Below are 20,783 nucleotides of genomic sequence, written 5' to 3'. Positions count from 1 at the left end.
AATATAAATGGTTTTTAGCTTAGTTATTTGGGTTTATGATCGTTTTACTCTGAATATAGGAGAATCCGCTTAGTGCAAGTATTGGGACAGTAACATACAGGAATACAGCCAGATTTATATAAGTTCTGAAGAATATTACGGAAGCAATTGCAAGTATTAAAAACAATATGCTACGAACCTTATAATTTTTTATTGTGGCGAAATGAGCAACCAAAAGTATTACTGTTGGAATATTGTGAATTAAAAAGCCTCCTACGCCTCTCCAGAAGTTGTCTTTGATGTCAATGTCGAACGACATTGCTATAAAAAAAACTATGTATACCCAAAATAATATGTTATATGCATATTTCCAGGTTTTCTTCATGCAAAGTGTGATTAACTTAACTTTTCTAGTTTACCTTGTTTACAAATATTTTAAAAATCCCACTTACAAACTTGATAGAATTAATTTTGTGTGACAAAATTATGTAATTATGAAAAACAATATAACGTCAAAAGAGTTTGCAGCATTTTTAACTACGCTTGCCAAATGGACCGGTGTGTTTCTATTAATTTGTTTTGGCTACTGGGGGCTTGAGTTTTTAATAAACATAAATACGACCGATACCAAAACACTTGTGCAATCATTCGGCAAGGCAACCGATACCTTTCATGAAGTCGTAACTATACTTGGATGGACTTTAGTTATACCGGCATGTTGCCGTGGTCTTTTCCCCAAGCAAACAAGACATTTAGGTGATTATCTACTTCTTGGCGTTATGCTTATTATTTTTATTCACGCAATTTCGCAGCTTTTAATGGGAACCTGTATAATAACGTGGATCCCTTACATTCTATATGAAAAATATGGCGTGCCCCAGGTGTACGAGCTTTATCGCTGGAATCCGTTTGGGTTACCCTCATTTATGGTCGTGCCTTACTATATTGCTCAGGTTATTCTCGGATTTTATATTATGTGGCGAATGTATAAGGATATTTTTAACGGTAATAACTAGCATTTTGTCATTTATCAAGTACATATTCGACAAGGTAAATTTCAAGCTCCTGCATGGGTATTCTTGTATAGTCAAGTGAAGATTGCGTTGGTTGGGTAGGGAAAATAGCTAGCATTACTCCTGGGATAGCTTACGTAGTGTCGAAACAATAAATTCTGCAACAAGTTTACATTTTTCAGGGCCAGAACCCTCTACCACGAAAAACTTGGTAATCTCATCTTCATATGTTGCTTCACCATTTTGTACCGTTCGATTAATCCAATACCAACGGTTTAGCAATAATTCTACTGTTTCTTGAATACTAGTGAGACGGGGTATCCCTTGTAACTTTCTAACTCATCAAGGCGTTGGTTAAGAAAAGCTAATCGTTCACTAACCATTCTAATCTCCTCACTATATGAACAACTTCGTTCTACACATTCTTCCAAATCATCTTCAATTGTTAAAGCCTCTGGAACAACCTCTTCAATAATTAGTTCAAAATTTACTTTATCATACAAACGAACAAACTCTTCTTCATTAAAAGGCATCCAATCAACTAAAGTAGGATCGATCCCACGTTTAGCTAACAATCGAAGAATATGGACTACCTGATCCTCTGTTAAATGTAAAGGCTTCAAAGAGTCTAATGTTCTTGCCCAGTATAAATCAACGATCACTTTCATACTTGCTCTAGTTTGTATCTCACCAAATCTTATCGTACGAGATGCATACGAACCAATAATTTCTCTGCAATCAAGATAAAATTGTTTAAGGATACAATCAGCACGAGAAAATGCCTCGCTCAAATCAAATACCCGATTAAACTCTTCCTGGGCCTGCTTATACCCAGCATCAAGGCGTCTAGAATAATTCTCAAGCCATCCAATTTCATTGCAGGTCTCAAGACGCTCACACGACCAGTTGTCCATTTCCATTTTTTATTTCAGGAAGCCATGATTGCTCACAAAGCCAAAGTATTAGCTCATCAGTTAAAGCTGTCTGATTAGCTTCATCAAATGATAACGGTTCATGCTCGGCTGGGATAACATCCACATTCACTTTTTCTGTCATAAAATCACCTCTTGGTTTAGATCGCATATTATATCACCTGTGAGAACAACCAGCAATTATAATTACAGTTACCTTTTGTACAAAAACTGTGTATAATGAAAGATAATTTTGGCAGTACCACCAAAATGTCGCGTCGAGGCTTTAATGGGCAACAACATACAAACATTATAGAAATCAAAGGATTCAAAAGTATTCAAAAAATAGTTCCGCACGATAACGCAGTTTTAGCACGGGGAGCATTAGGCGAAGCTGCAACCAATAGGGTTATCGATATCGGACCAAGACCATTTACAAATCTAGAACTTGTCAAACTGATCAATTTCAAATACAAAGACCACACATTTCTTTTGAATATAGAGGAGCCACTTTCACGTTCTATCCCTATAGGTAAATGTAATCTTTCCGATTATCCCAAAAATCTTGCAACCGCAGGTTATTACTTTTTCCCTCAAATAAGTTTAACTGATCCTTCCTTGGGAATTGAAACTGCACAAGCCCTCTTCGAAGATCTAATGAAGGATATATTCACCGATGACCAGATTATATTTACCGACTATAAACCGGGAAGAGGCAACCAAGGCCGAAACCGCAGATGTTTACAAATGGTTACCAGTTAATTAAGATATGTAATGGTGAAATACTCATTAACTTAATCCACCTCTGCTTGCACTTTCGCAAGAATTCCCATAAAATACACAAGTCCCGATAATAGTAATCACCGTTAGGGGCGTGTAGCTTCCGCCAGAGGCGGACAGGCAGCTTAAAAGGTTTGCCACACCCTAATTTCGTTAGGGGCGTGTAGCTCAGCTGGTTAGAGCACAGTCCTGATAAGACTGGGGTCCCTGGTCCGAGTCCAGGCACGCCCATATGAAATATAGGTCCGAGTCTCTATCTGTCGATAGACAGGCAGGCACGCCCATATTACTATTCACAATTTCACGTCCTACTGAACTATGGGAACAAAGGTAAACCCTTCATAAGTTTCTGTGCCAAGAGTACCCTTAAGTTTTGTTAGTTTAACAACGTTTCCATCCTGAGTAGGGACAATAGCGATTCCGTCATCCTTTAACTTTTGGTCTAATACCTCCGGAATTCCATCAAAAGCAGCTCCTGAGATTATTCTGTCGAACTTATCGTAAGAATTTGCAGCTGTAATTGCGTTTCCTACGACAAGTTCAACATTCGAAGGATTGTATTTATCAATGTTGGAAGCGCCAATCTTTGCCATATCCTTTCGAACTTCCACGGCTACCACATGACCTTTATCTCCGACAAGGCTTGAAAGAATCATTGTTTGCCATCCGGAACCGTAGCCTATTTCAAAAACTGTGTTTCCAGGCCTAACCTGTAAAAGCTCGAGCATAAAAACAACGGTGTATGGTTGGGATATTGTCTGCCCACTGGACACGTGTAACGGCATATCGGCATATGCATAGTCTTTTTCTGCCACCGGAACAAAGTGGGCTCTATCGATAGCCTTAAGCGCCCTTTTAAGAGCAGGGGAGCGCAGCACACCGATATCGGATAAATGGTTTATTAACCCTTTGTTACTTAAAAACAGGGTCTATACAAATGTAGCTGAACTTACCTTAGCTATTTTTATTTTAGCATATCTTGCGGATTTGGTGATTTTCTTTTACAATACTGTTACCACAAAATGGGGTGGTAGTTCAGTTTGGTTAGAACGTCCGCCTGTCACGCGGAAGGTCGCGGGTTCGATCCCCGTCCGCCCCGTTTAACGAACATACCTCTAAAAAATGACGATTTCTTGTTGATAAATAAGCATTTTCTCGGTTCGAGCCGAATTCCTTAATATGAAACTTACATCCACGGATATATCAATCTTCTACTGTTATTAAGGGAGTATTTAAAGTTCGAGCATAAATACTTTTAAAAATGATATAATCAACTGTATGGACTCTAATAAAAACTTCCAAAACAATTCGTTAACACAGCTAAGCGGAGTTCGTGTTGGAAATGTACAAGATGGAAATATGCAGTACGGGTTAACACTAGTTGTATTTCCTAAACCACTCAATGTAGCATGTGTTTCAAAAGGAGGGGCATCTGTAACCTACAATACTACAAATCTATCTTTAGACAAAAACTATTATTTGAGACATGCAATATATATAGCTGATGGTGGACATGATGGATTAAACTTTTCAAGCTACATAAACGAAGGTCTTTCAAAATTAAAGATTGGCTTTGAAAATAACTCTGTTTACAAACCATCCATTGTGGGTGCCGTGATCAGTTCACTTGGAATTCATTCTACGAAGCTTGACTATAAACTTGGACTCAAAGTAGTGGAAAACATCTCAAGCAAACCTGTTCAAAGTGGAAATATTGGTGCTGGATATGGAGCATCGGTTGGAAAGTTCTCGTGGTTAGATGATAAAACTTCTCTTGCAATGAAAGGTGGTCTAGGACATGCTAGTGAAAAGATTGGAAAAGATGGTATTGTAACTGCTATGTCCGTTGTTAATGCCCTGGGAAATGTAGTTAATGAGAAAGGAGAGATTATTGCTGGTAACAGACACAACAATTCCGACTTTAAATTTAGAACTTTCAAAGGATTTTCTGATTATTATACTTGTAATACTACGATAAGTATCGTAGGAACAAATTTAAAACTTGATTTTCTCCAACAGGATTTAACTCGTATTGCAGAATTAGTGCATATTGGTCAGGCTAGAGCAATAGACCCTATTAATACCTCTTTCGATGGAGATACTGTTTTTGTTTTTTCTACTCAAGAAGTTGACTTCCCATTTTCAGATGAAGGTAAAAGTATTGAAAATGGAGAATGGTGGAAATTTAAAGTTGATATTCTAGCTCAATCTGCAATATCTGCCGTTCGAGAAAGTATTTATGATGCAATAAGGAATGCATCAACCATAGACTCAGATCTTACCTTCAATAAAAAGATTTTATCTCTAACAGACTATAACTAAGTAAGTCTATCTCAAAACTCACCTTCGGCACATCATACCTCCAAAACGGATTCTGTAACGACCATCTCTTAAAAAGTTGAAACTATAAGTTCGAGCCTGATTCCGTCCACCCCGCCAGCTTAAAATATCCTCGTAATATCAGCATTTTTGTGTTTTGGGGTGAACGGACATGGTTTCTTTGTATTACTCAGTTAGTATTATTAGTACTCGATTTTCTCAACATTTGGACAGTTCGAGCCAAAACGATTTGTGCTATAATTTAACAGTTATATAAATAATTTGTAAAACAATAATAATGCAAGTTAAATTAGATGAGTTGCAAGATAAACTACGGAAAGTAGCACTAAAATATGTTTCCGAAGAAGAAGCTGAGTACTTTTCAAAAGAACTATCCGAAGCTTATGTCAGAAAATATCCTAGATCAAATGTACTAAAGATGAGATCCTATCGGATACAGAGCGACAAGAAAAATATAAGATGAATGCAATAGAAATCGTACAAGATATGCCCAGCCTATTACACATAGACTTTCATAATCTTCCAATGACATTCAAGATAAAATGGATTCACGATACGCTCATAGAAAAAGCAAGTACAACAGGGATTAGTATTCTTGGATTTGATAATTCAGGTGGAATGCATACACTTCATACATGGACACAAGGAATTGCAAAGAGAGGTTATTTTGCATTAGCAGGATATAATGGGGGTCCTTTGGGTGTTGTCCCCATCAATGGAACCTGCGGATTACTTGGAACGAATCCGATCTCATACGCTTTCCCGACGTCAGAAGGAGAAATCGTCGTTGACATGGCCACATCCCAGATCACATATTTCGAAATATGTAATTGTAAAAAAGATAATAAAGATTTAAGAGAAAATTCAGCGGTTGATACAGAAGGAAATGTAACTAGAGATGCAAATAAAGCATTAGCAGAAGACGGTACTTCAAATATTTTACCTATGGGCGGCAATTACAAAGGGTATAATATAAACTATCTAATTGAAATAATGACTGGAGCTCTTGTAGGGGCTAAGTTGAGCAACAAGATGGATCCAGGATATGTAAATGAGGATCATGGAGGATTCATTATAGTAATAAATATTGAGGCTTTCGGCAGTATTCAATCTTTTAAAAATGAAATTTCAGAGTTCAACAGAGAAATTCGCCAACAAAGACCAAAAAAAGGAGAACATGTCATTGTGCCAGGAGATAATAATCTTAATAGACTTGACGAAGTTAATAAATCTGGAATGGTTGAAATTGAAGAAGACATTTGGAATAAAGTTAAAATTCTAGATAACTAAATAATCATAATTAAAACTCAACTCCGGAAACTTATACCTCCAAAACGGATTCTCAATACACCATTCTTTCATAAAATCAAAACTAAAAGTTCGAGCCATATCCCGTCCGCTCCGTTTTAAGTGTTTGACAAATGCAGTTATGAAGTCTCAACTCCCCAAATTTTCGTCGCATAAATACTTCCCATTGCTAGCTATAGCTTTCATTCTTCTTTTTATATTGCTTGGAGTTCTTTTTATTTCCAATTATTTGGTGAAAATAAAAAACAAGATAGAAGTCACCTATAAAACAATTAACTTAAATCCTGTTGATGAAATCAAAACGGTGATATATGAATCTGAATACGTAATTTTAACATTTAATTACTCAGACGTTATTAACTACTTAAACGAGGTTAAGTATAATAGTCAAGAATCAAAAAACATAAAACAATATATTGAAGAGCAAGGCTTAACTACAAACGAAATAATTATATCGGAAATCTCGATTTATTATATCGGAGATCTTATTGAACTATCTACTGTAAAGGTATATGACAAAGTATCTGATAGATATGTAGAAGAAGTCGAGGTTGAAGAGCGACATATTCATTGTGGACCAATGTGTGAATCTGGACAGAAACATTATAGAATTCAACACGACAAAGATCCTTTTTTATCGATCCCGACATGGATTTCTTAAATACAGAAAAATATTATTATAATAAAAACAGATAATTAACCTTAAAACTTGCCTTTGGAAACTCGTATCTCCCAAACGGATTCACTCTAAACTAATTTTAAGTAAAATTGAGGCTAATGGTTCCGCCCCGTTTAACGAACACATGTCTGTTTTTGACCGCAATATCGAAGGGCTCAAGGTAAGTTCCACTCTCCAAGTTGAGTAGGAACAATATCTCCTTAAAATTTAACTGTGATAGCAATTATATGAATCAAAAAGAATATTCTTCGAAAATATTATCAAGACCATTCCTGTTGTCACTTACTCTTTCTCATGGTTCAGGATTATATTCGTTACAACTGTCTCATAAAGCTAAAAAATATTTTTGGGGGAACATATTATTTTTTGATCTTCCAATTGTTATACTCGTAAGTAGTATTATTCTAAACTATCATAATCCTAGCTTTTTTCAAGGAACAATACTAAAAATAACAGAGTATGTTGTAAATCTTTTCTGGCTAATCGATTTTTTGAATGTAGGGATGTATATAAAATAAAGAAGAATGATTGAACATCCTAAATGGGGAAATGTCACAGCAAAAAAATGTACAAGACTTTAGAAGAGGTTTTTGATTGAAAAAAGTTCGAAGCCTGATTCCTCGCCAGAGGCGAACAGGCGCCCGCCCTGGTTAATCCTTTTATTCAAACCTACTCAAAATTTTCATATCTACCATCCTCATAAGGAGGATAGCAAATTTCATAAACAGTAAGCTTTGAATCCGGATCCGCTAAGAACACGCTGTAGGGGAGTTTCTGAGCCGGCATCTATACGAATAATCCCAAGATCATATTCACCATTAGCGGAAGGAACGGTATAAACCTCACAAGTAACTCCGGGAACTACTTCACTTTTCGAAATATATCTAATGACTCTATCCTGTCCATCCCAATTAAAGGTTGAAAGTGTCATACAAGAGTGATTTAAATAACATCAGCTATTATTATATCGTATATTGTGTCTAGTCAAAACCCACTGACAATAATTTGCAATAAATTCAGTAGGAAATAACAAACTTTATTTCTTTTATTTAATCTCTTTTTGTTTCTCGATGTGGTTTGTAGTAGAATACAGAAGGCAGGAGTGGCTTTTAACAAGCATTTACGTAAAAATTTTCAAAATTAATGAAGAATACTCTTTCAATAAAACAAGAACTAAATGAATTCCTGTTATATACGGCACCAGATGGAGAAATCAAGGTGGAGGTATTTTTTGCGAATGAGAACATATGGCTAACTCAAAAGAGAATGGCAGATCTATTCGGTGTTGACGTTAGAACAATTAACGAACATTTAAAAAACATATATTTAAGCGGAGAATTACAACGAGATTCAACCATCCGGAAATTCCGGATAGTTCAAAACGAGGGAATGCGCAAAGTTTCCAGAAGAATCGAGTTTTATAACCTCGATGCAATAATTTCGGTCGGTTATAGGGTTAACTCTTCACAAGCAACAAGATTTAGAATTTGGGCAACAGAACGACTAAAAGAGTACATAATCAAAGGATTTGCAATGGACGATGATAGGTTGAGTAATGGCAGGTACTTCGGCAAGGATTATTTTAAAGAACTCTTAGAGCGTATCCGATCAATTCGATCAAGCGAACGTAGAATATATCTTCAAATCACAGACATTTTCCAGGAGTGCAGTATTGATTACAATCCAAACTCACGTATCACAAAGGACTTTTTTGCAACGATTCAAAACAAATTTCATTATGCTATAACCGGACAAACCGCAGCAGAGATTATTCATTCTAACGCCGATAAAAAGAAACCATACATGGGCTTAACTACTTGGAAAGATTCACCCAAAGGACGTATTTTAAAATCCGATATAGTGGTTGCCAAGAACTATTTGTCAGAAAAAGAGATAAGAAAACTTGAGCGAGCTGTTTCCGGCTTCTTCGACTATATTGAAAACGTAATTGAGAGCAAGAAAACGTTGACAATGGTACAATTTGCTAAGAGTGTTGATAAGTTTCTTGAGTTTAATGAGTACAAGATTTTAGATGGGAAGGGCTCGATTTCAATGAATATCGCTCAAAATAAAGCAATTTCTGAATATATTAAATTTAATAAAACACAAAAAATTGAAAGCGACTTTGAAAAGCAACTAATAAAGAAACTACAAGATGACCTAAAGACAAAAATTAAGTCGTCCAAAGATTAAATCTCTCTCTTTTGTTTCCCATTGTGGTTTATAGTAAAATACGACAATTAATACAACTATAAACAAGAAAAATAAGGAATGGCAAAAACATTACTCAAACTGTGGAAATTCAAGTGGTGGCCCATTGTGAGAACATCACTGGTCTTTATTGGTCTTCTTGCTTGCATTATATTTAGTGATCCCTTGGATAAAGATAATTTCGCAGGTAAAGTAGTTGGAGTGATTTTGCTATCTATATTGACTACACTTTCTGTTGATGGCTCACAAAAAATTTACACGGCCTTCTCGGAGATCAAGAAACGCATTTTACTGGAGGGGGAATACGAGGAGTTCGGATATATGACTGACACCCTAGAGAAAGATAAAAAGACGGGCGAAATCAAGAACCTCAAGGATTACTATTCTCTTAAAGGCAAACCACAAGCATATGCTACGATCATTCTTTCGAAAGAAGATCAATTTCAAATTAAGGTGAGAAATTCTCCTGAAAATAATGAAGCAACGTTTGTGTGGGAGGGTAAAGCATATTTTATAACTGATAACATGGTGGATATAGGATGGAGATATACTATCTATCCGGAAGAGCATGAGGCGTTTTTCAACTCAGCAGGATACAAAAGAGCTATCATCAATCAAACGAAAGATAGTATAAAAATCATCTGCTTTTCAACAGACAACCAATATTTTAAACGGGCGGTCTTTGTAAAAGTAAAATCACTAAACCCACTCTCAACGCTACTCTAAATTCTCATATCTACCATCCTCATAAGGAGGGTAGCAAATTTCATAAACGGTAAGCTTTGATTCCGGATTCGCAATCCACTTCATAGTTTGACCAACTTTAACCTCAATCTGAAATGGCTCACTCATATCATCGCTAACTTCATAAACCACCTCGTCGTCCGAACCCTGATTAATTAAAAGTTTCCCTTTTCCACTAATATGTCCTTCTACAGTTTTGCTACCCTTAAGAACACGCTGTAGGGGAGTTTCCTTACCGGCATCTATATAAATAACCCCAAGATCATATTTACCATTAGCCGAAGGAATGGTATAAACCTCACAAATAACTCCAGAAAATACTTCACTCTCCGAAATATAACTAACAGCTATGTCCTGTCCATCCAAATGAAAGATTGAAAGTGCCATACCAGCATCATTTAAATAACGTCACCTGCTATTATATCGCAAATCATTGTAAATATGTCCTCTTCTAGTGTGTTTAATTATCCATGTAACGGATGTACAATAAAACATATTAGCTAAGTTTTAACCTCACTAAAAATGCAAGTAAGCATAACCGAGCTAAAAACTAATCTTCAAATAATTGCCCTTAAGTACGTCTCATCAGAAGAGGCAAAATATTTTGCAGAGGAAATATCTGAAGCATACATTAGAAAACATCCAAGATGTAATGTATTAAAAGACGAAGTTATTTCAGATACAGAGCGACAAGAAAAATACAAAGGAAATGAAATAGAAGTAAAAAAGGAGCTTCCAAGCTTACTACATCTTGATTTTCATAACCTCCCAATGACTTTTAAAATTAAATGGATTCATGACAAACTCATAGAAAAAGCTCAAAAAACAGGTATTTCCATTTTAGGACTTGATAACTCAGGAGGAATGCATACGCTTCACACGTGGACTCAAGGTCTTGCCAAAAGAGGGTATTTTGCCATTGCTGGATATAATGGAGGTCCATCAGGAGTTATCCCATTTAACGGAACACAAGGACTTTTAGGAACCAATCCAATTTCATACGCTTTCCCAGCAAATGAAGGAGAGATTGTTATAGACATGGCAACTTCTCAAATTCCATACTTTGAAATACGTAACTGTAAAAAAGAAAATAAAGAACTGCGTGAAAATTCAGCAGTTGATTGCGAGGGAAATGTAACAAGGGATGTAAACAAAGCTTTAGCCGAAGATGGAACTTCAAATATTCTTCCAATGGGAGCAAATTATAAAGGGTATAACATTAACTACCTTATTGAAGTAATGACAGGAGCTTTGGTTGGGGCAAAATTAAGTAATAAAATGAATCCAACCTATGTAAATGAAGAACACGGCGGGTTTTTAATCGTGATTGATATTAATGCATTTAATTCCACAGATTCATTTAAGAAAGAAGTATCGGAGTTTAATATAGTTATAAGGAATCAAAAGCCTAAAAAAGGAGAAACGGTTCTTGTACCTGGAGATAATAATCTTGAACGATTAAGAAAAGCAACCGAATTAGGAACTGTTGACGTTGATGACGAAATCTGGCAAAAAGTCATCGAGCTTACTAAATAATTACGTGTTCTAAGCGAAAAGTAGCTAATATAAAAACCATTATCCATGATCATATCAATAAAAGAAGCAACAGACCTAGGAACCAAAATATTGACAAAAACCGGATTTTCAGAAGAAGAAGCACAGTACTGTATCGAAAATTGTCTTGAAGGCGAGCTCACAAACAAAAAAACACACGGCTTTATACGCATACCCGTTTTAATAGAAAAAGTTCAGCAGGGTAAAATCATTGTAGGCGGAAAAGATATCTTTATAGAAAAAGAAACACCCGTATCAATATTAGTTAACGGACAAAAGAAACCAGGCCTTTATGTTATAAATAAAGCACTTGAATTAGGACTTAACAAAGTAAAAGAATCTGGAATTGTTGCCGTTGGGGTAACAAATACAGCACCAATTTCGGGATTAATCGGACAGTATGCACGCAAAGCCACCGAAAATAACATTATTTTTATCGGGTTCAATAACTCACCGGGTGGACTTGTACCATTTAGCTCAATAAAAGAAATCTTTGGAACAAATCCATTTACCGTTGGAATTCCAACAAACGGGATACCTTTGATATTAGACATGTCGTCAAGCAAAATAACATGGGGTCACTTACTTCTCGCAAAGGCCGAAGGAAAGGAAATACCCGATAACGTTGCAATCGATAAAGACGGGAACCCAACAAATAGTCCCGAAGCATCAATGGAAGGTGGGTTACTACCTATTGCCGATCACAAGGGCTCGGGAATCGCATTTATTGTGGAAATCCTTGGGGGAGCATTAACAACCTCCCGATGCGGTTACAATATTAAAGGCGGCTGGGGTTCTTTCTTTATTCTTATAGATCCAACCATATTTCGATCCATAAAAGACTTTAAAGCTGATGTTGAATCTTTAATAAATGAAGTTAAGAATTCTCCAAAGCAAAAAGGCGTAAAAGAGATATTTTATCCAGGAGAGCAATCGCAAAAACTTAGGCAGGCCTGCCTAAAATCAGGAAAACTTGAGCTAAACGATAAACTATACGAAGAGCTTAAACTTCTTCTTGGCTAAAATATAGCCGCGAGTGGAGAAAGATATAATAACTTTTACCATTGACAATCAGTCCACCCCATAGTATCATACTTCATTAAGCGTTAAGCCTAAACCATATGTCCATAGAAATTACTACAGCCCCTTTTTCAAATGATGGTTTACCACACCCCGATTACTATACTATTGGAAGAACAATCCAATGGGATAATCTTGCGACCTCCAAGAAATTTGACTCGGAAACATCATTTCGTGAAAAACCACTCTGTATAACAAGATGTATTGGTCATTTTTCTGCAGCCGGCTATGAATGGGCAATAGTCAGAATGTATTTTCCTAACGGTAAATGGATCGGTACCCAGCCCAACCTTAAACTTGTAGACTCTGAATCCTTCCATATTGAGCCAGTTAGAAATATTGAAACAGGCGAATATATTCCCGACAGAGAAGGACCATGTATTCCAAGACCTGGACACATCATTTACATAGGGGCGGGCGACGAACCTCGGCTTTGGTACTGGAGTTATATAGAGCCAGAGATGCAATTTCCTGGTTTAGATTGGCATACATTGCTTAAAGAAATAACTCCTGCTTTAATGGACGAACTTGAAAATGGCAAAAGTATGCGGGATTCATAATAATATGTGATTGTGTACAATGTATATGTATGTTAGAGCTAGTGAGAAAAACAAAATATAATGCTATAATAGACCATGAAAGAATTACATGCATGCGGAGTCATAATAAAAAATGGAAAGATATTACTAACTCAACGACCACTAACAGACTATTCTGAACCCGGGAAATGGAATCCCATAAATGAGACTGTCGAAGAAGGCGAATCCCCAGATATTGCCGTTGTCAGAGGTGCCAAAGAGGAAGTTGGCCTAAAATTTACAATCACAAAGGTCTTTAAGCCAATTACCTTTGTAGATCCAGACACATATATTTTCATAGGCATCGGCAAAGGGAAAATAGTTCCCCAAGAAAGTGAAGTCGCACAGTTTGGCTGGTTTTCGTTTACAGAAGCTCAAAAACTGGAATATGCGTATAACTACGACAAGCTGATAGAAGATTTGCATATGAGCGACTTACTGTAAGATCACCGCAAATTTACTAAAATCCACGAATTTATAGTACAATTAGTACATGAAAACCTTCCTAAAACAAAACTGGCTACTAGTAGTGGCAATTATTTATCTTATCTGGCCGGCTTGATATAATCGCGGATTTCACACCACTTGTTGGTCAGGTTGACGATTCACTATAAAACACTCCCAATCACATCCCTAAACCTTTCAACCTTTCTTACATCCTCTAAGTTTAATAAAAATGGAGAAACATCCTTTCCAAGAGCTTTAAAATCTAAACCTTCACTTTTTTCTAAAATGTACCCCTTTAAATCAACCGGCTTATTAATATTAAGTCTGTAATCAAGATACTCATAATTAGGCTTTGTGAAACCTAATAAGAAAATCACATCAAAAAAATCCCTACCTTTTGGACGCTTTCTATTAAACAATGCGTAAATTTTCTGAGCTAAAAGAATGTCAGTAGGTGTAACTAAAATATTTCTTATAACACCAAACTTATTAAGTAAAAATACATCGGGTTTATAGGTAAAGCCATGTGATAAAGTATCAATTTGAATCAGAATCTTTTCTGATTGCAATGGAGTAAGTTTATTTTTATAAAGTAATTCTGGGAATTTAATATTACAATGATATGCTCCTTTTTTGATATTTCTGATTTCAACTTCAAATCCTTCCAGGCTTAAACCTCGCTTTATTGTTTTTGAAGCTTCAATAAATTCCTCATAAGATAAACTAAAATTATCGAAGTCCAGATCCTCTGAAAATCTAAAACTATTATGTACAATTCGAATACACGTACCTCCAAGAAATGATATTTTATTACCAATTTTACTATCTACAAATAGATCTAGGATCTTATACTGCAAATATTCCCTCAGCATATGTCGAGGACTTATATACTGGCTTCCATCAAAATATTTTGCAATATCTTTAATATCAAGCATTTTTTAAAAACCTCATGAATTTATCTACTCTACTATTTAATGCCTTATTATCAAAAATTTTAAGATATTTATTAAACTTTTCCTTTGAGTATCTTTTCAAAAAATCTTCACCATTAAACCTTAGTTCAAAAAAATCAGATTCATTATCAATATTTGGATTCAAATAAAAATAATCTAAAATGCACTTTTCTATTTCTGCAACCTGAGAGCCATGCACTATGTCATAACCCCAAAATAAGTTTGAATTTACCGTTCTATACATAAATTTCCCCAAATTATTTTCAAATTCGTTTGTCTTTCTTGTGGTAACTGAGGTTATAGAATAAACAGTTTCCGGAATAAGTCCATAATAAGATAATGCCGTTTCAAGTGATAAATAAGAAGGAGAATATATTCGATTCGCTATATGAAAAAGCCTAGATTCAAAGATATCAGTATCAGAAAACATATATCTATCTCGACGTAATCTGATTATATATCTTTTATCTAACCATTCAATTAACCGATTTCTATAGAAAGAAGGATCCCATTGTCTTATATCGTTAAGACTAAATACAACAATTTCTTTCAGTTTTGTCTTTAAATCAACGTATCTCATTTCTCTTTGTTACTGTATTTAGTTACTTACAGAAACAATATCACAATCTAAAGCCTTTTGTCAAATGTGGCGGTTTAATCACAGGCATGATAATATGTATTTAATCGTGATGGAGTATATTGGAAAAATGAAGATTAAAAACTTTCTTAAAGAAAACTGGCTACTAATCGTCGCCATAATTTATCTTATCTGGCCGCTTGATATAATCCCGGACTTTACACCGTTTGTCGGTCAAACCGACGATTCAGTTTTATTTGCAATTGAGCTTTTTAGAAGATGGTATAACCAAAGGAAAAATACTTGACAAAACAATAACGTTTATTTACAATATAATACAAATTTGTATTAAAACGTAAATGAAAAGGCTGTCCTTTTTTTCACAGTTTGAAAATTCACCGTATTTCACAAAAGAGAGTCTTTTAGTCTCTGCAGATCGCTTATCAATTCCCACCACAACCATAAATACCTATATCCAGCGAAGCATAAAAAACAAAGAGATCTTAAGCCTAAAGCGTAATTTTTATACGACAAAAAAATACTTTGACGCACACAAATCAAATCTAATGTACAGCTATATGGTAGGAAATAAGTTGGTTGAACCATCCTACATATCAATGGAAAGCGCACTATCATACTATGGAATTCTTACAGAGGGAATATCCTCAGTTATAACATCTGTTACCCCAAAAGCAACACGTAAGTTTACAAATAGGATCGGAATTTTCCACTACAAAAGCATAAAAGCTCAACTGTTTAATGGATTCATAATATTAAATAAAGAATTTAAAATAAGCATTGCAAGCCCTTACAAAGCCATATTTGATTACTTATATTATCGAATACCAATCGATACCTTGAGAAACAAAACAAAACTTATTAATGCAACCGAAGAGTACCGTCTCGATATAGGTATACTAGATAAAATAGAGCGCCATGCCTTATTTGAACTTATTAAATCAATATAATGAGCGAATCTATCCTTGTAAAAAAGCTTAAAGAAAAAGTAGCTACTCTTAAAGAAGCCGGACATACCGATATCATTATAATAAACGCAATAAAAGAAGAGCTGCAGCATTACATTCTAAACTATATATTCAACAGCGCACCATACTCAAAACTGATAATGTATGGCGGATCCCTTTTACGGATAGGTTATGAATTGCCAAGAATGTCAGAGGACCTTGATTTCCAAACCGCTGAAGAACTAGACTTACCAGCACTTAGAACCTCCTTAATTTCACATTTTAAAAACCGATATTTACAAACAGTGGACATATCTATCAAAGAAGGTATAAAAACAAGTACACTTATGATCGGTCTTGATATTATTGAAGCACTTGGCATCAACGTTTCGTGGTCAAAATTGAAAATTAGGTTTGATATTAATTACTTTCCCGAAGCCAACAAATTAATTACAGAAACAATTCCGATTGTTCATGATAACTTAACTTATACAATAAAAACTTATCCTATTTCCACGCTTATGTCCAGTAAAATACTTGCGGTAATAAACAGAAATGATCGAGGAATTGGTGAAGAAAAAACAAATTGCAAGCCAAGAGATATCTACGATCTCATCTGGTATTTAAAGCGTAATACATACCCTGATATTGAATATTTTAAGCTGAATAAAGAGAAATATGAAACACTGAAAGACTTACTTGATAAGCTTAAACTAAGAGTTGCTAATCTTGACGACAATCTTTTTGAAAAGGACCTTGCCCAATTCTTCTACGACAGAACAAACTATGACTTATGGATTGAAAATTGGAGACCGACATTTCTTACACTCATAAATTCATACAAAGTTTACAAGGTTACAAGTTTTGACCAGCTATATTTAAAAACCTATCTGCAAACTGAGACTAGGGAGATAACTTATATTTTTAATAGCGAGAACGACACTTCGATCAGATTTGTTGTAGCACTAAGTAGTTATTGGTTTGACTTCTCAGATGTCAAAATAGAAGAGGGAAATCGAGTAAAAGAAATTGAACCGCTTATAAACGCATCAGCTGATTTAAATAGTCTGGATTATGAATATATAGGATTATTCTATAACAAAATAAATGACTTTATAAAAAGAAATAACAAAATTCTATACAAAGAAAAATACAAAACTCGACTAGTTCGAGTAACAACTGATAAATTTGATCCCAAAGAGCATATTATTCTAGACAGAAATCTCCTTAAAAAAATTCAATTTGAAGAGCTTTTATAGTGATTGTACAACCAGCAAAAAACTACACGTGGGACTTAAGCCTTTTATATAAAAGCGATTCCGACCCACAAATAGAAAAAGATGTAAAAATCTCAAAAAAAGAGATCTCCGACTTTGTAAAAAAATATAAAACCGCAAAAGCATATTTAAAAGATCCCAAGGCACTACACAAAGCACTACTAGATTATGAAATCCTTGCAAACAGCAATCATTCAATAGACAAAGCTTGGTTTTACTACTACTTAAGACGTGATCAAAATGCCCAAGATATAACAATAAAAAAACAATTCAACAACATAAATCAAACAGCAACGGAGCTTTCAAACAGTCTTACCTTTTTTACTCTCAAAATATCAAAAATTCCAAAAAACCTGCAGCCTAAAATGCTAGCCTACAAACCATTACAAAAGTACTCGCACATGCTAAAAAGATTATTCATTGAAGGAAAATACCTGCTTTCCGAAAAGGAAGAGAACTTATTTTCACTTTTAAGCAAACCTGCGTATTCAAATTGGACACAGTTTTTAGAGGAACAGGTAAACAAAACCGAAGGATACGTAACAACAACCAAAGGCATAAAAAAGAAACAACCATTTAATCAAATAATTGAAAATCTATCGAGCCGTGATTCAAAATTGCGCGACAGCAGCGCAAAAATAATTCATAAAATAGTATACGAAAAGCGTGAAATTGCAACAGAAGAGCTTAACTCTATTCTGGAATTTAAAAGAGTTTCCGACAAATTGCGAGGACACATTCGCCCTGACGAAGCCCGTCATATATCGGACGACATAGACACAAGTGTCGTTGATGCAATGGTAAGTGCAGTAACCAAGCGATTCGACCTTTCAAAACGATACTACAAAGCCCGTGCCAGAATACTGGGCAAAAAAAGGCTAAAATATCATGAGCGAACATTCCCCTTAAATCCCAAGTCCCTAAAATATGAATTTTCTCAGGCTCAAAAAATTGTACTATCAACATATACTTCACTTGATCCTGAACTGGGTGAGCTTGCAAAGAACTTTTTTTCTCAAAGAAGATTCGACGTATTCCCACAAAAAGGTAAATCGGGTGGGGCATACTGTGCCGCAGTTAAGCCAAAATATCCAACTTACATTCTTCTAAACTACTCTGGAAACGAATCAGACATTCTAACAATCGCACATGAATTAGGCCACGGAATAAATAATGAACTAATCGCAAAACATCAAGACATATTAAACTACGGAACACCTACAAGCACTGCAGAAGTTGCAAGTACATTTTTTGAGGATTTCGTTTTTGAAAACTTAAATAAATCCATCTCCGATTCCACGAAAAGGCTTTTGCTTATGGACAAGCTAGGCAACGACGTTTCAACAATTTTTAGACAGGTTGCGCTTTATAATTTCGAAAAAGAACTGCATGCAACATTTCGTAAACAAATGTATTTAAGCGCAAAAGAAATATCAGCTATGTTTAAAACTCACATGCAAGCATATATGGGACCAGCGGTTTCAGCCGACAAAGGTTCTGAAAATTGGTGGGTTCATTGGTCTCACATTAGATCCCCATTTTACGTTTATTCATATGCCAGCGGCCTACTTATCTCAAAGGCATTGCAAGCAATGGTACAAAAAGACCCAAAGACAATTTCAAAGGTAAAAACATTTTTAAGCACTGGACTTTCTAAGTCACCAAAGGAGATTTTTCTGGAACTCGGAATCGACATTACCAAAAAAGAGTTTTGGGAAAAGGGTCTAAATAGAATTGATGATATGTTGAAAAGCATTTAGTTAGCGTTAGCCCGCAGTAGATTTAGCTCGCTGTAGCATTGGCCTGCTGCTTTCGCCAGTTGGCAAGAAGAGCAAGCGGAGCATCAACATAGGCTACATTAACTCCTTCTTGTCCTGTGAGTTTTAATAACAATTCACGATACCATCTTTCTTTTCTTCTACACCAGTTATCGGCATTATATACTTCTTCAAGCGTGTTCCAACGTTCTTTACATTCTTCAAGCGACCTTTCATTAAGCCATGCAGAACAAAGCTTTTTAAGTATCTCCTCGAATTTATTTTCTGAAATTAAGTGTGATATAAGCTGATACAACCAGGCAGAATAACCTTGATATTGAACCGATGGATCTTCTGAGCTTATCTGGGCAATAACACCGGCAATCTGTGCTGATGGTTCTGGAGCAGCTCCATTCGCATGAGCAAACTCATGAGCATATAATTCCGGTATCACTTCGATTGTTGAAATAATTTCTTGGATAAAAGGATTACATATCCCTAAAAATCCCATGGTTTTTAAAAGCATTTTGGAAAACAACGACTTTTTAACTCTATGCGCTGTTCTAACAGGAGGATAGTAATTCTCAAAGAATTCTTTTACAGCCTTATGTGCCTCTGCAATTTGCTCGTCTCTTTCAAGTTTACGGCTTTCAGAAAGCTCATTTAGTTTCGAAATCACAAACGCTGTTTCCTCTGTAACATCAAAGGGCTCCTTAACAATTCCAAGCTTTTGTTCTAAAGGTGTCCTAAAATATCTATACCCATACGTAAGCATGAATATCAGAAAGCCTGTACCGGTTCCAATAAACATACCTTTGACCGTGTCGACCAGCTCTGCTGTTTTTTGAGTAGCAGAAACATCACTTGAGAGTATTCCAATAATACCAGCAACAACAAAAATAGCTAACAGTTCCTTTGCAATTGGTTGTGGAGCCAATGCAATATCACTTATAGCAAATGGGATGTGGTCAGTAACCCAAGAAGTTAGGGATATTATATGTCTCCCAATATGTTCAAAATATCCATCAGCAGCTCCTTGAACAAATTTAGTTCGTCTTAATGCTTCATCGGCATTAACCAACTGTTGGCATTCATGTAGCAAATAAGGAACATCTATACCCTCAGCTTGCATTGCTTGTGAACCTTCAAAAGATATCTTTGCCATGCTATATTATAGCATGGGTTGTCGTTTGACTTCCAGAGCAACCAAATGGGTATTGACCCATTTGGCAATGTATGTTATCATACAAGTGGGTAATCACCCATATATAAATTTATTTAACATAATTATGCCAAATCTAGACGGAACAGGCCCTATGGGGCAAGGTCCAGTTACTGGTGCAGGTCGCGGCGTTGGTCGTGGAGCCGGCAGAGGAGCCGGACGAGGTAGAGGTTTAGGAAGAGCAAAAACCGGCGTTGGTAGGGGTTTAGGTGGAACAAAAGAGTGCACATGTCCGAAGTGTGGATATAAAGAACCACATGTAAGAGGTACTCCTTGTACACAAAAAAAGTGCCCGAAGTGTGGAACAGCCATGCGTGGTATCTTCTGCCTCTAACTTAAAAGTGTGTGGGGTAGCATTTTCTGTTAACCCATGTTATCCCACTAGCTTATTTATTAACACAGACCAAA

The 20,783-nt window shown here is 35.7% G+C and carries 26 protein-coding genes and 2 tRNA genes; 19 read left to right on the top strand and 9 right to left on the bottom strand.

Translation table 11 applies throughout. From position 1 onward, the window contains the following. Window positions 1-19: 19 nt before the first annotated feature. Complete coding sequence (locus tag JW962_03010) at window positions 20-364, bottom strand: hypothetical protein (GenBank protein MBN1374276.1); 345 nt, start codon at window positions 362-364, stop codon at window positions 20-22. 109 nt (window positions 365-473) lie between these two features. On the opposite strand from JW962_03010, the gene JW962_03005 reads away from it, so the two are divergent. Continuing rightward, window positions 474-995, top strand: a complete 522-nt coding sequence (locus JW962_03005; GenBank protein ID MBN1374275.1) for a hypothetical protein — start codon at window positions 474-476, stop codon at window positions 993-995. 284 nt (window positions 996-1,279) lie between these two features. On the opposite strand, the gene JW962_03000 is transcribed toward JW962_03005, so the two are convergent. Together JW962_03000 and JW962_02995 are read right to left on the bottom strand one after the other, a co-directional pair. Continuing rightward, complete coding sequence (locus tag JW962_03000) at window positions 1,280-1,912, bottom strand: hypothetical protein (GenBank protein ID MBN1374274.1); 633 nt, start codon at window positions 1,910-1,912, stop codon at window positions 1,280-1,282. Then, window positions 1,887-2,036 (bottom strand): hypothetical protein, encoded by a 150-nt coding sequence (locus JW962_02995; protein MBN1374273.1) that lies wholly within the window; start codon window positions 2,034-2,036, stop codon window positions 1,887-1,889. The genes JW962_03000 and JW962_02995 overlap by 26 nt, the downstream gene beginning before the upstream one ends. Before the next feature lie 107 nt (window positions 2,037-2,143). Here JW962_02995 and JW962_02990 point away from each other — a divergent pair, with 107 nt between their 5' ends. Further along, window positions 2,144-2,665 (top strand): hypothetical protein, encoded by a 522-nt coding sequence (locus JW962_02990; protein MBN1374272.1) that lies wholly within the window; start codon window positions 2,144-2,146, stop codon window positions 2,663-2,665. Between the two features lie 175 nt (window positions 2,666-2,840). After that, window positions 2,841-2,914 (top strand) — tRNA-Ile (locus JW962_02985). Between the two features lie 77 nt (window positions 2,915-2,991). On the opposite strand, the gene JW962_02980 is transcribed toward JW962_02985, so the two are convergent. Further along, the gene (locus tag JW962_02980; protein ID MBN1374271.1) at window positions 2,992-3,561 is read right to left on the bottom strand and encodes a methyltransferase domain-containing protein; all 570 of its coding nucleotides are present in this window, start codon (window positions 3,559-3,561) and stop codon (window positions 2,992-2,994) included. A 146-nt stretch (window positions 3,562-3,707) separates the two neighbouring features. Here JW962_02980 and JW962_02975 point away from each other — a divergent pair. The 4 genes from JW962_02975 (at window position 3,708) to JW962_02960 (ending at window position 6,992) form a co-directional block, all read left to right on the top strand. Continuing rightward, window positions 3,708-3,782 (top strand) — tRNA-Asp (locus JW962_02975). Window positions 3,783-3,961: 179 nt separating this feature from the next. Continuing rightward, window positions 3,962-5,005: a P1 family peptidase gene (locus JW962_02970; protein ID MBN1374270.1), complete on the top strand. Its 1,044-nt coding sequence runs from the start codon at window positions 3,962-3,964 to the stop codon at window positions 5,003-5,005. Window positions 5,006-5,482: 477 nt separating this feature from the next. Then, window positions 5,483-6,313, top strand: a complete 831-nt coding sequence (locus JW962_02965) for an Ldh family oxidoreductase (GenBank protein MBN1374269.1) — start codon at window positions 5,483-5,485, stop codon at window positions 6,311-6,313. A 250-nt stretch (window positions 6,314-6,563) separates the two neighbouring features. Next, the gene (locus tag JW962_02960; protein ID MBN1374268.1) at window positions 6,564-6,992 is read left to right on the top strand and encodes a hypothetical protein; all 429 of its coding nucleotides are present in this window, start codon (window positions 6,564-6,566) and stop codon (window positions 6,990-6,992) included. A gap of 736 nt (window positions 6,993-7,728) precedes the next feature. Here the strand turns inward: JW962_02960 and JW962_02955 are convergent. After that, entirely contained in the window at window positions 7,729-7,941 is a 213-nt protein-coding gene (locus tag JW962_02955; protein MBN1374267.1) for a hypothetical protein, read from the bottom strand. A gap of 212 nt (window positions 7,942-8,153) precedes the next feature. Between JW962_02955 and JW962_02950 the strand changes: the two genes are divergently transcribed. Both JW962_02950 and JW962_02945 read left to right on the top strand, forming a co-directional pair. Then, the gene (locus JW962_02950) at window positions 8,154-9,203 is read left to right on the top strand and encodes a virulence RhuM family protein (GenBank protein ID MBN1374266.1); all 1,050 of its coding nucleotides are present in this window, start codon (window positions 8,154-8,156) and stop codon (window positions 9,201-9,203) included. Window positions 9,204-9,281: 78 nt separating this feature from the next. After that, window positions 9,282-9,947 carry a hypothetical protein gene (locus JW962_02945; protein MBN1374265.1) on the top strand — a complete coding sequence of 222 codons (666 nt, stop codon included), beginning with the start codon at window positions 9,282-9,284 and terminating at the stop codon, window positions 9,945-9,947. On the opposite strand, the gene JW962_02940 is transcribed toward JW962_02945, so the two are convergent. After that, window positions 9,939-10,352, bottom strand: a complete 414-nt coding sequence (locus JW962_02940) for a hypothetical protein (GenBank protein MBN1374264.1) — start codon at window positions 10,350-10,352, stop codon at window positions 9,939-9,941. The two genes, JW962_02945 and JW962_02940, sit on opposite strands and share 9 nt — an antisense overlap. Window positions 10,353-10,487: 135 nt before the next feature. Here JW962_02940 and JW962_02935 point away from each other — a divergent pair, with 135 nt between their 5' ends. The 5 genes from JW962_02935 to JW962_02915 all read left to right on the top strand — a co-directional run bounded on the left by JW962_02935 (window position 10,488) and on the right by JW962_02915 (window position 13,791). Next, window positions 10,488-11,501, top strand: a complete 1,014-nt coding sequence (locus JW962_02935) for an Ldh family oxidoreductase (protein MBN1374263.1) — start codon at window positions 10,488-10,490, stop codon at window positions 11,499-11,501. Between the two features lie 45 nt (window positions 11,502-11,546). Then, a complete protein-coding gene (locus JW962_02930; protein ID MBN1374262.1) occupies window positions 11,547-12,542 on the top strand; it encodes an Ldh family oxidoreductase in 996 nt (331 codons plus the stop codon). A gap of 98 nt (window positions 12,543-12,640) precedes the next feature. Continuing rightward, window positions 12,641-13,159 (top strand): hypothetical protein, encoded by a 519-nt coding sequence (locus JW962_02925; protein ID MBN1374261.1) that lies wholly within the window; start codon window positions 12,641-12,643, stop codon window positions 13,157-13,159. A gap of 75 nt (window positions 13,160-13,234) precedes the next feature. Next, entirely contained in the window at window positions 13,235-13,621 is a 387-nt protein-coding gene (locus JW962_02920; protein MBN1374260.1) for an NUDIX hydrolase, read from the top strand. Between the two features lie 98 nt (window positions 13,622-13,719). After that, window positions 13,720-13,791, top strand: coding sequence for a hypothetical protein (locus JW962_02915; protein ID MBN1374259.1), 72 nt, complete (start codon window positions 13,720-13,722; stop codon window positions 13,789-13,791). On the opposite strand, the gene JW962_02910 is transcribed toward JW962_02915, so the two are convergent. Both JW962_02910 and JW962_02905 read right to left on the bottom strand, forming a co-directional pair. Further along, complete coding sequence (locus JW962_02910) at window positions 13,786-14,559, bottom strand: nucleotidyl transferase AbiEii/AbiGii toxin family protein (protein ID MBN1374258.1); 774 nt, start codon at window positions 14,557-14,559, stop codon at window positions 13,786-13,788. The genes JW962_02915 and JW962_02910 overlap by 6 nt on opposite strands. Then, window positions 14,552-15,157 carry a hypothetical protein gene (locus JW962_02905; protein ID MBN1374257.1) on the bottom strand — a complete coding sequence of 202 codons (606 nt, stop codon included), beginning with the start codon at window positions 15,155-15,157 and terminating at the stop codon, window positions 14,552-14,554. The genes JW962_02910 and JW962_02905 overlap by 8 nt, the downstream gene beginning before the upstream one ends. Before the next feature lie 64 nt (window positions 15,158-15,221). Between JW962_02905 and JW962_02900 the strand changes: the two genes are divergently transcribed. From JW962_02900 to JW962_02885, 4 genes are read left to right on the top strand one after another with little or no spacing between them, the layout of a single operon-like run. Continuing rightward, window positions 15,222-15,461 carry a DUF1232 domain-containing protein gene (locus JW962_02900; GenBank protein ID MBN1374256.1) on the top strand — a complete coding sequence of 80 codons (240 nt, stop codon included), beginning with the start codon at window positions 15,222-15,224 and terminating at the stop codon, window positions 15,459-15,461. A 52-nt stretch (window positions 15,462-15,513) separates the two neighbouring features. After that, entirely contained in the window at window positions 15,514-16,122 is a 609-nt protein-coding gene (locus JW962_02895) for a hypothetical protein (protein ID MBN1374255.1), read from the top strand. Beyond that, entirely contained in the window at window positions 16,122-17,378 is a 1,257-nt protein-coding gene (locus JW962_02890; protein ID MBN1374254.1) for a nucleotidyl transferase AbiEii/AbiGii toxin family protein, read from the top strand. The genes JW962_02895 and JW962_02890 overlap by 1 nt, the downstream gene beginning before the upstream one ends. Beyond that, window positions 17,378-19,156 (top strand): M3 family oligoendopeptidase, encoded by a 1,779-nt coding sequence (locus tag JW962_02885; protein MBN1374253.1) that lies wholly within the window; start codon window positions 17,378-17,380, stop codon window positions 19,154-19,156. Before JW962_02890 ends, JW962_02885 begins: the two co-directional genes overlap by 1 nt. Window positions 19,157-19,178: 22 nt before the next feature. Here the strand turns inward: JW962_02885 and JW962_02880 are convergent, their stop codons facing one another. Then, window positions 19,179-20,318, bottom strand: a complete 1,140-nt coding sequence (locus tag JW962_02880; protein MBN1374252.1) for a DUF3810 family protein — start codon at window positions 20,316-20,318, stop codon at window positions 19,179-19,181. A 124-nt stretch (window positions 20,319-20,442) separates the two neighbouring features. On the opposite strand from JW962_02880, the gene JW962_02875 reads away from it, so the two are divergent. Beyond that, the gene (locus tag JW962_02875) at window positions 20,443-20,709 is read left to right on the top strand and encodes a DUF5320 family protein (GenBank protein ID MBN1374251.1); all 267 of its coding nucleotides are present in this window, start codon (window positions 20,443-20,445) and stop codon (window positions 20,707-20,709) included. The last annotated feature ends 74 nt before the right edge of the window (window positions 20,710-20,783 follow it).

The sequence above is a fragment of the Candidatus Dojkabacteria bacterium genome (assembly GCA_016927995.1).
Classification (GTDB): Bacteria; Patescibacteriota; Dojkabacteria; order JAFGLO01; family JAFGLO01; genus JAFGLO01.
Note: the sequence above shows the minus strand (reverse complement) of the source record. Positions and strands in the feature narration are given on the sequence as shown.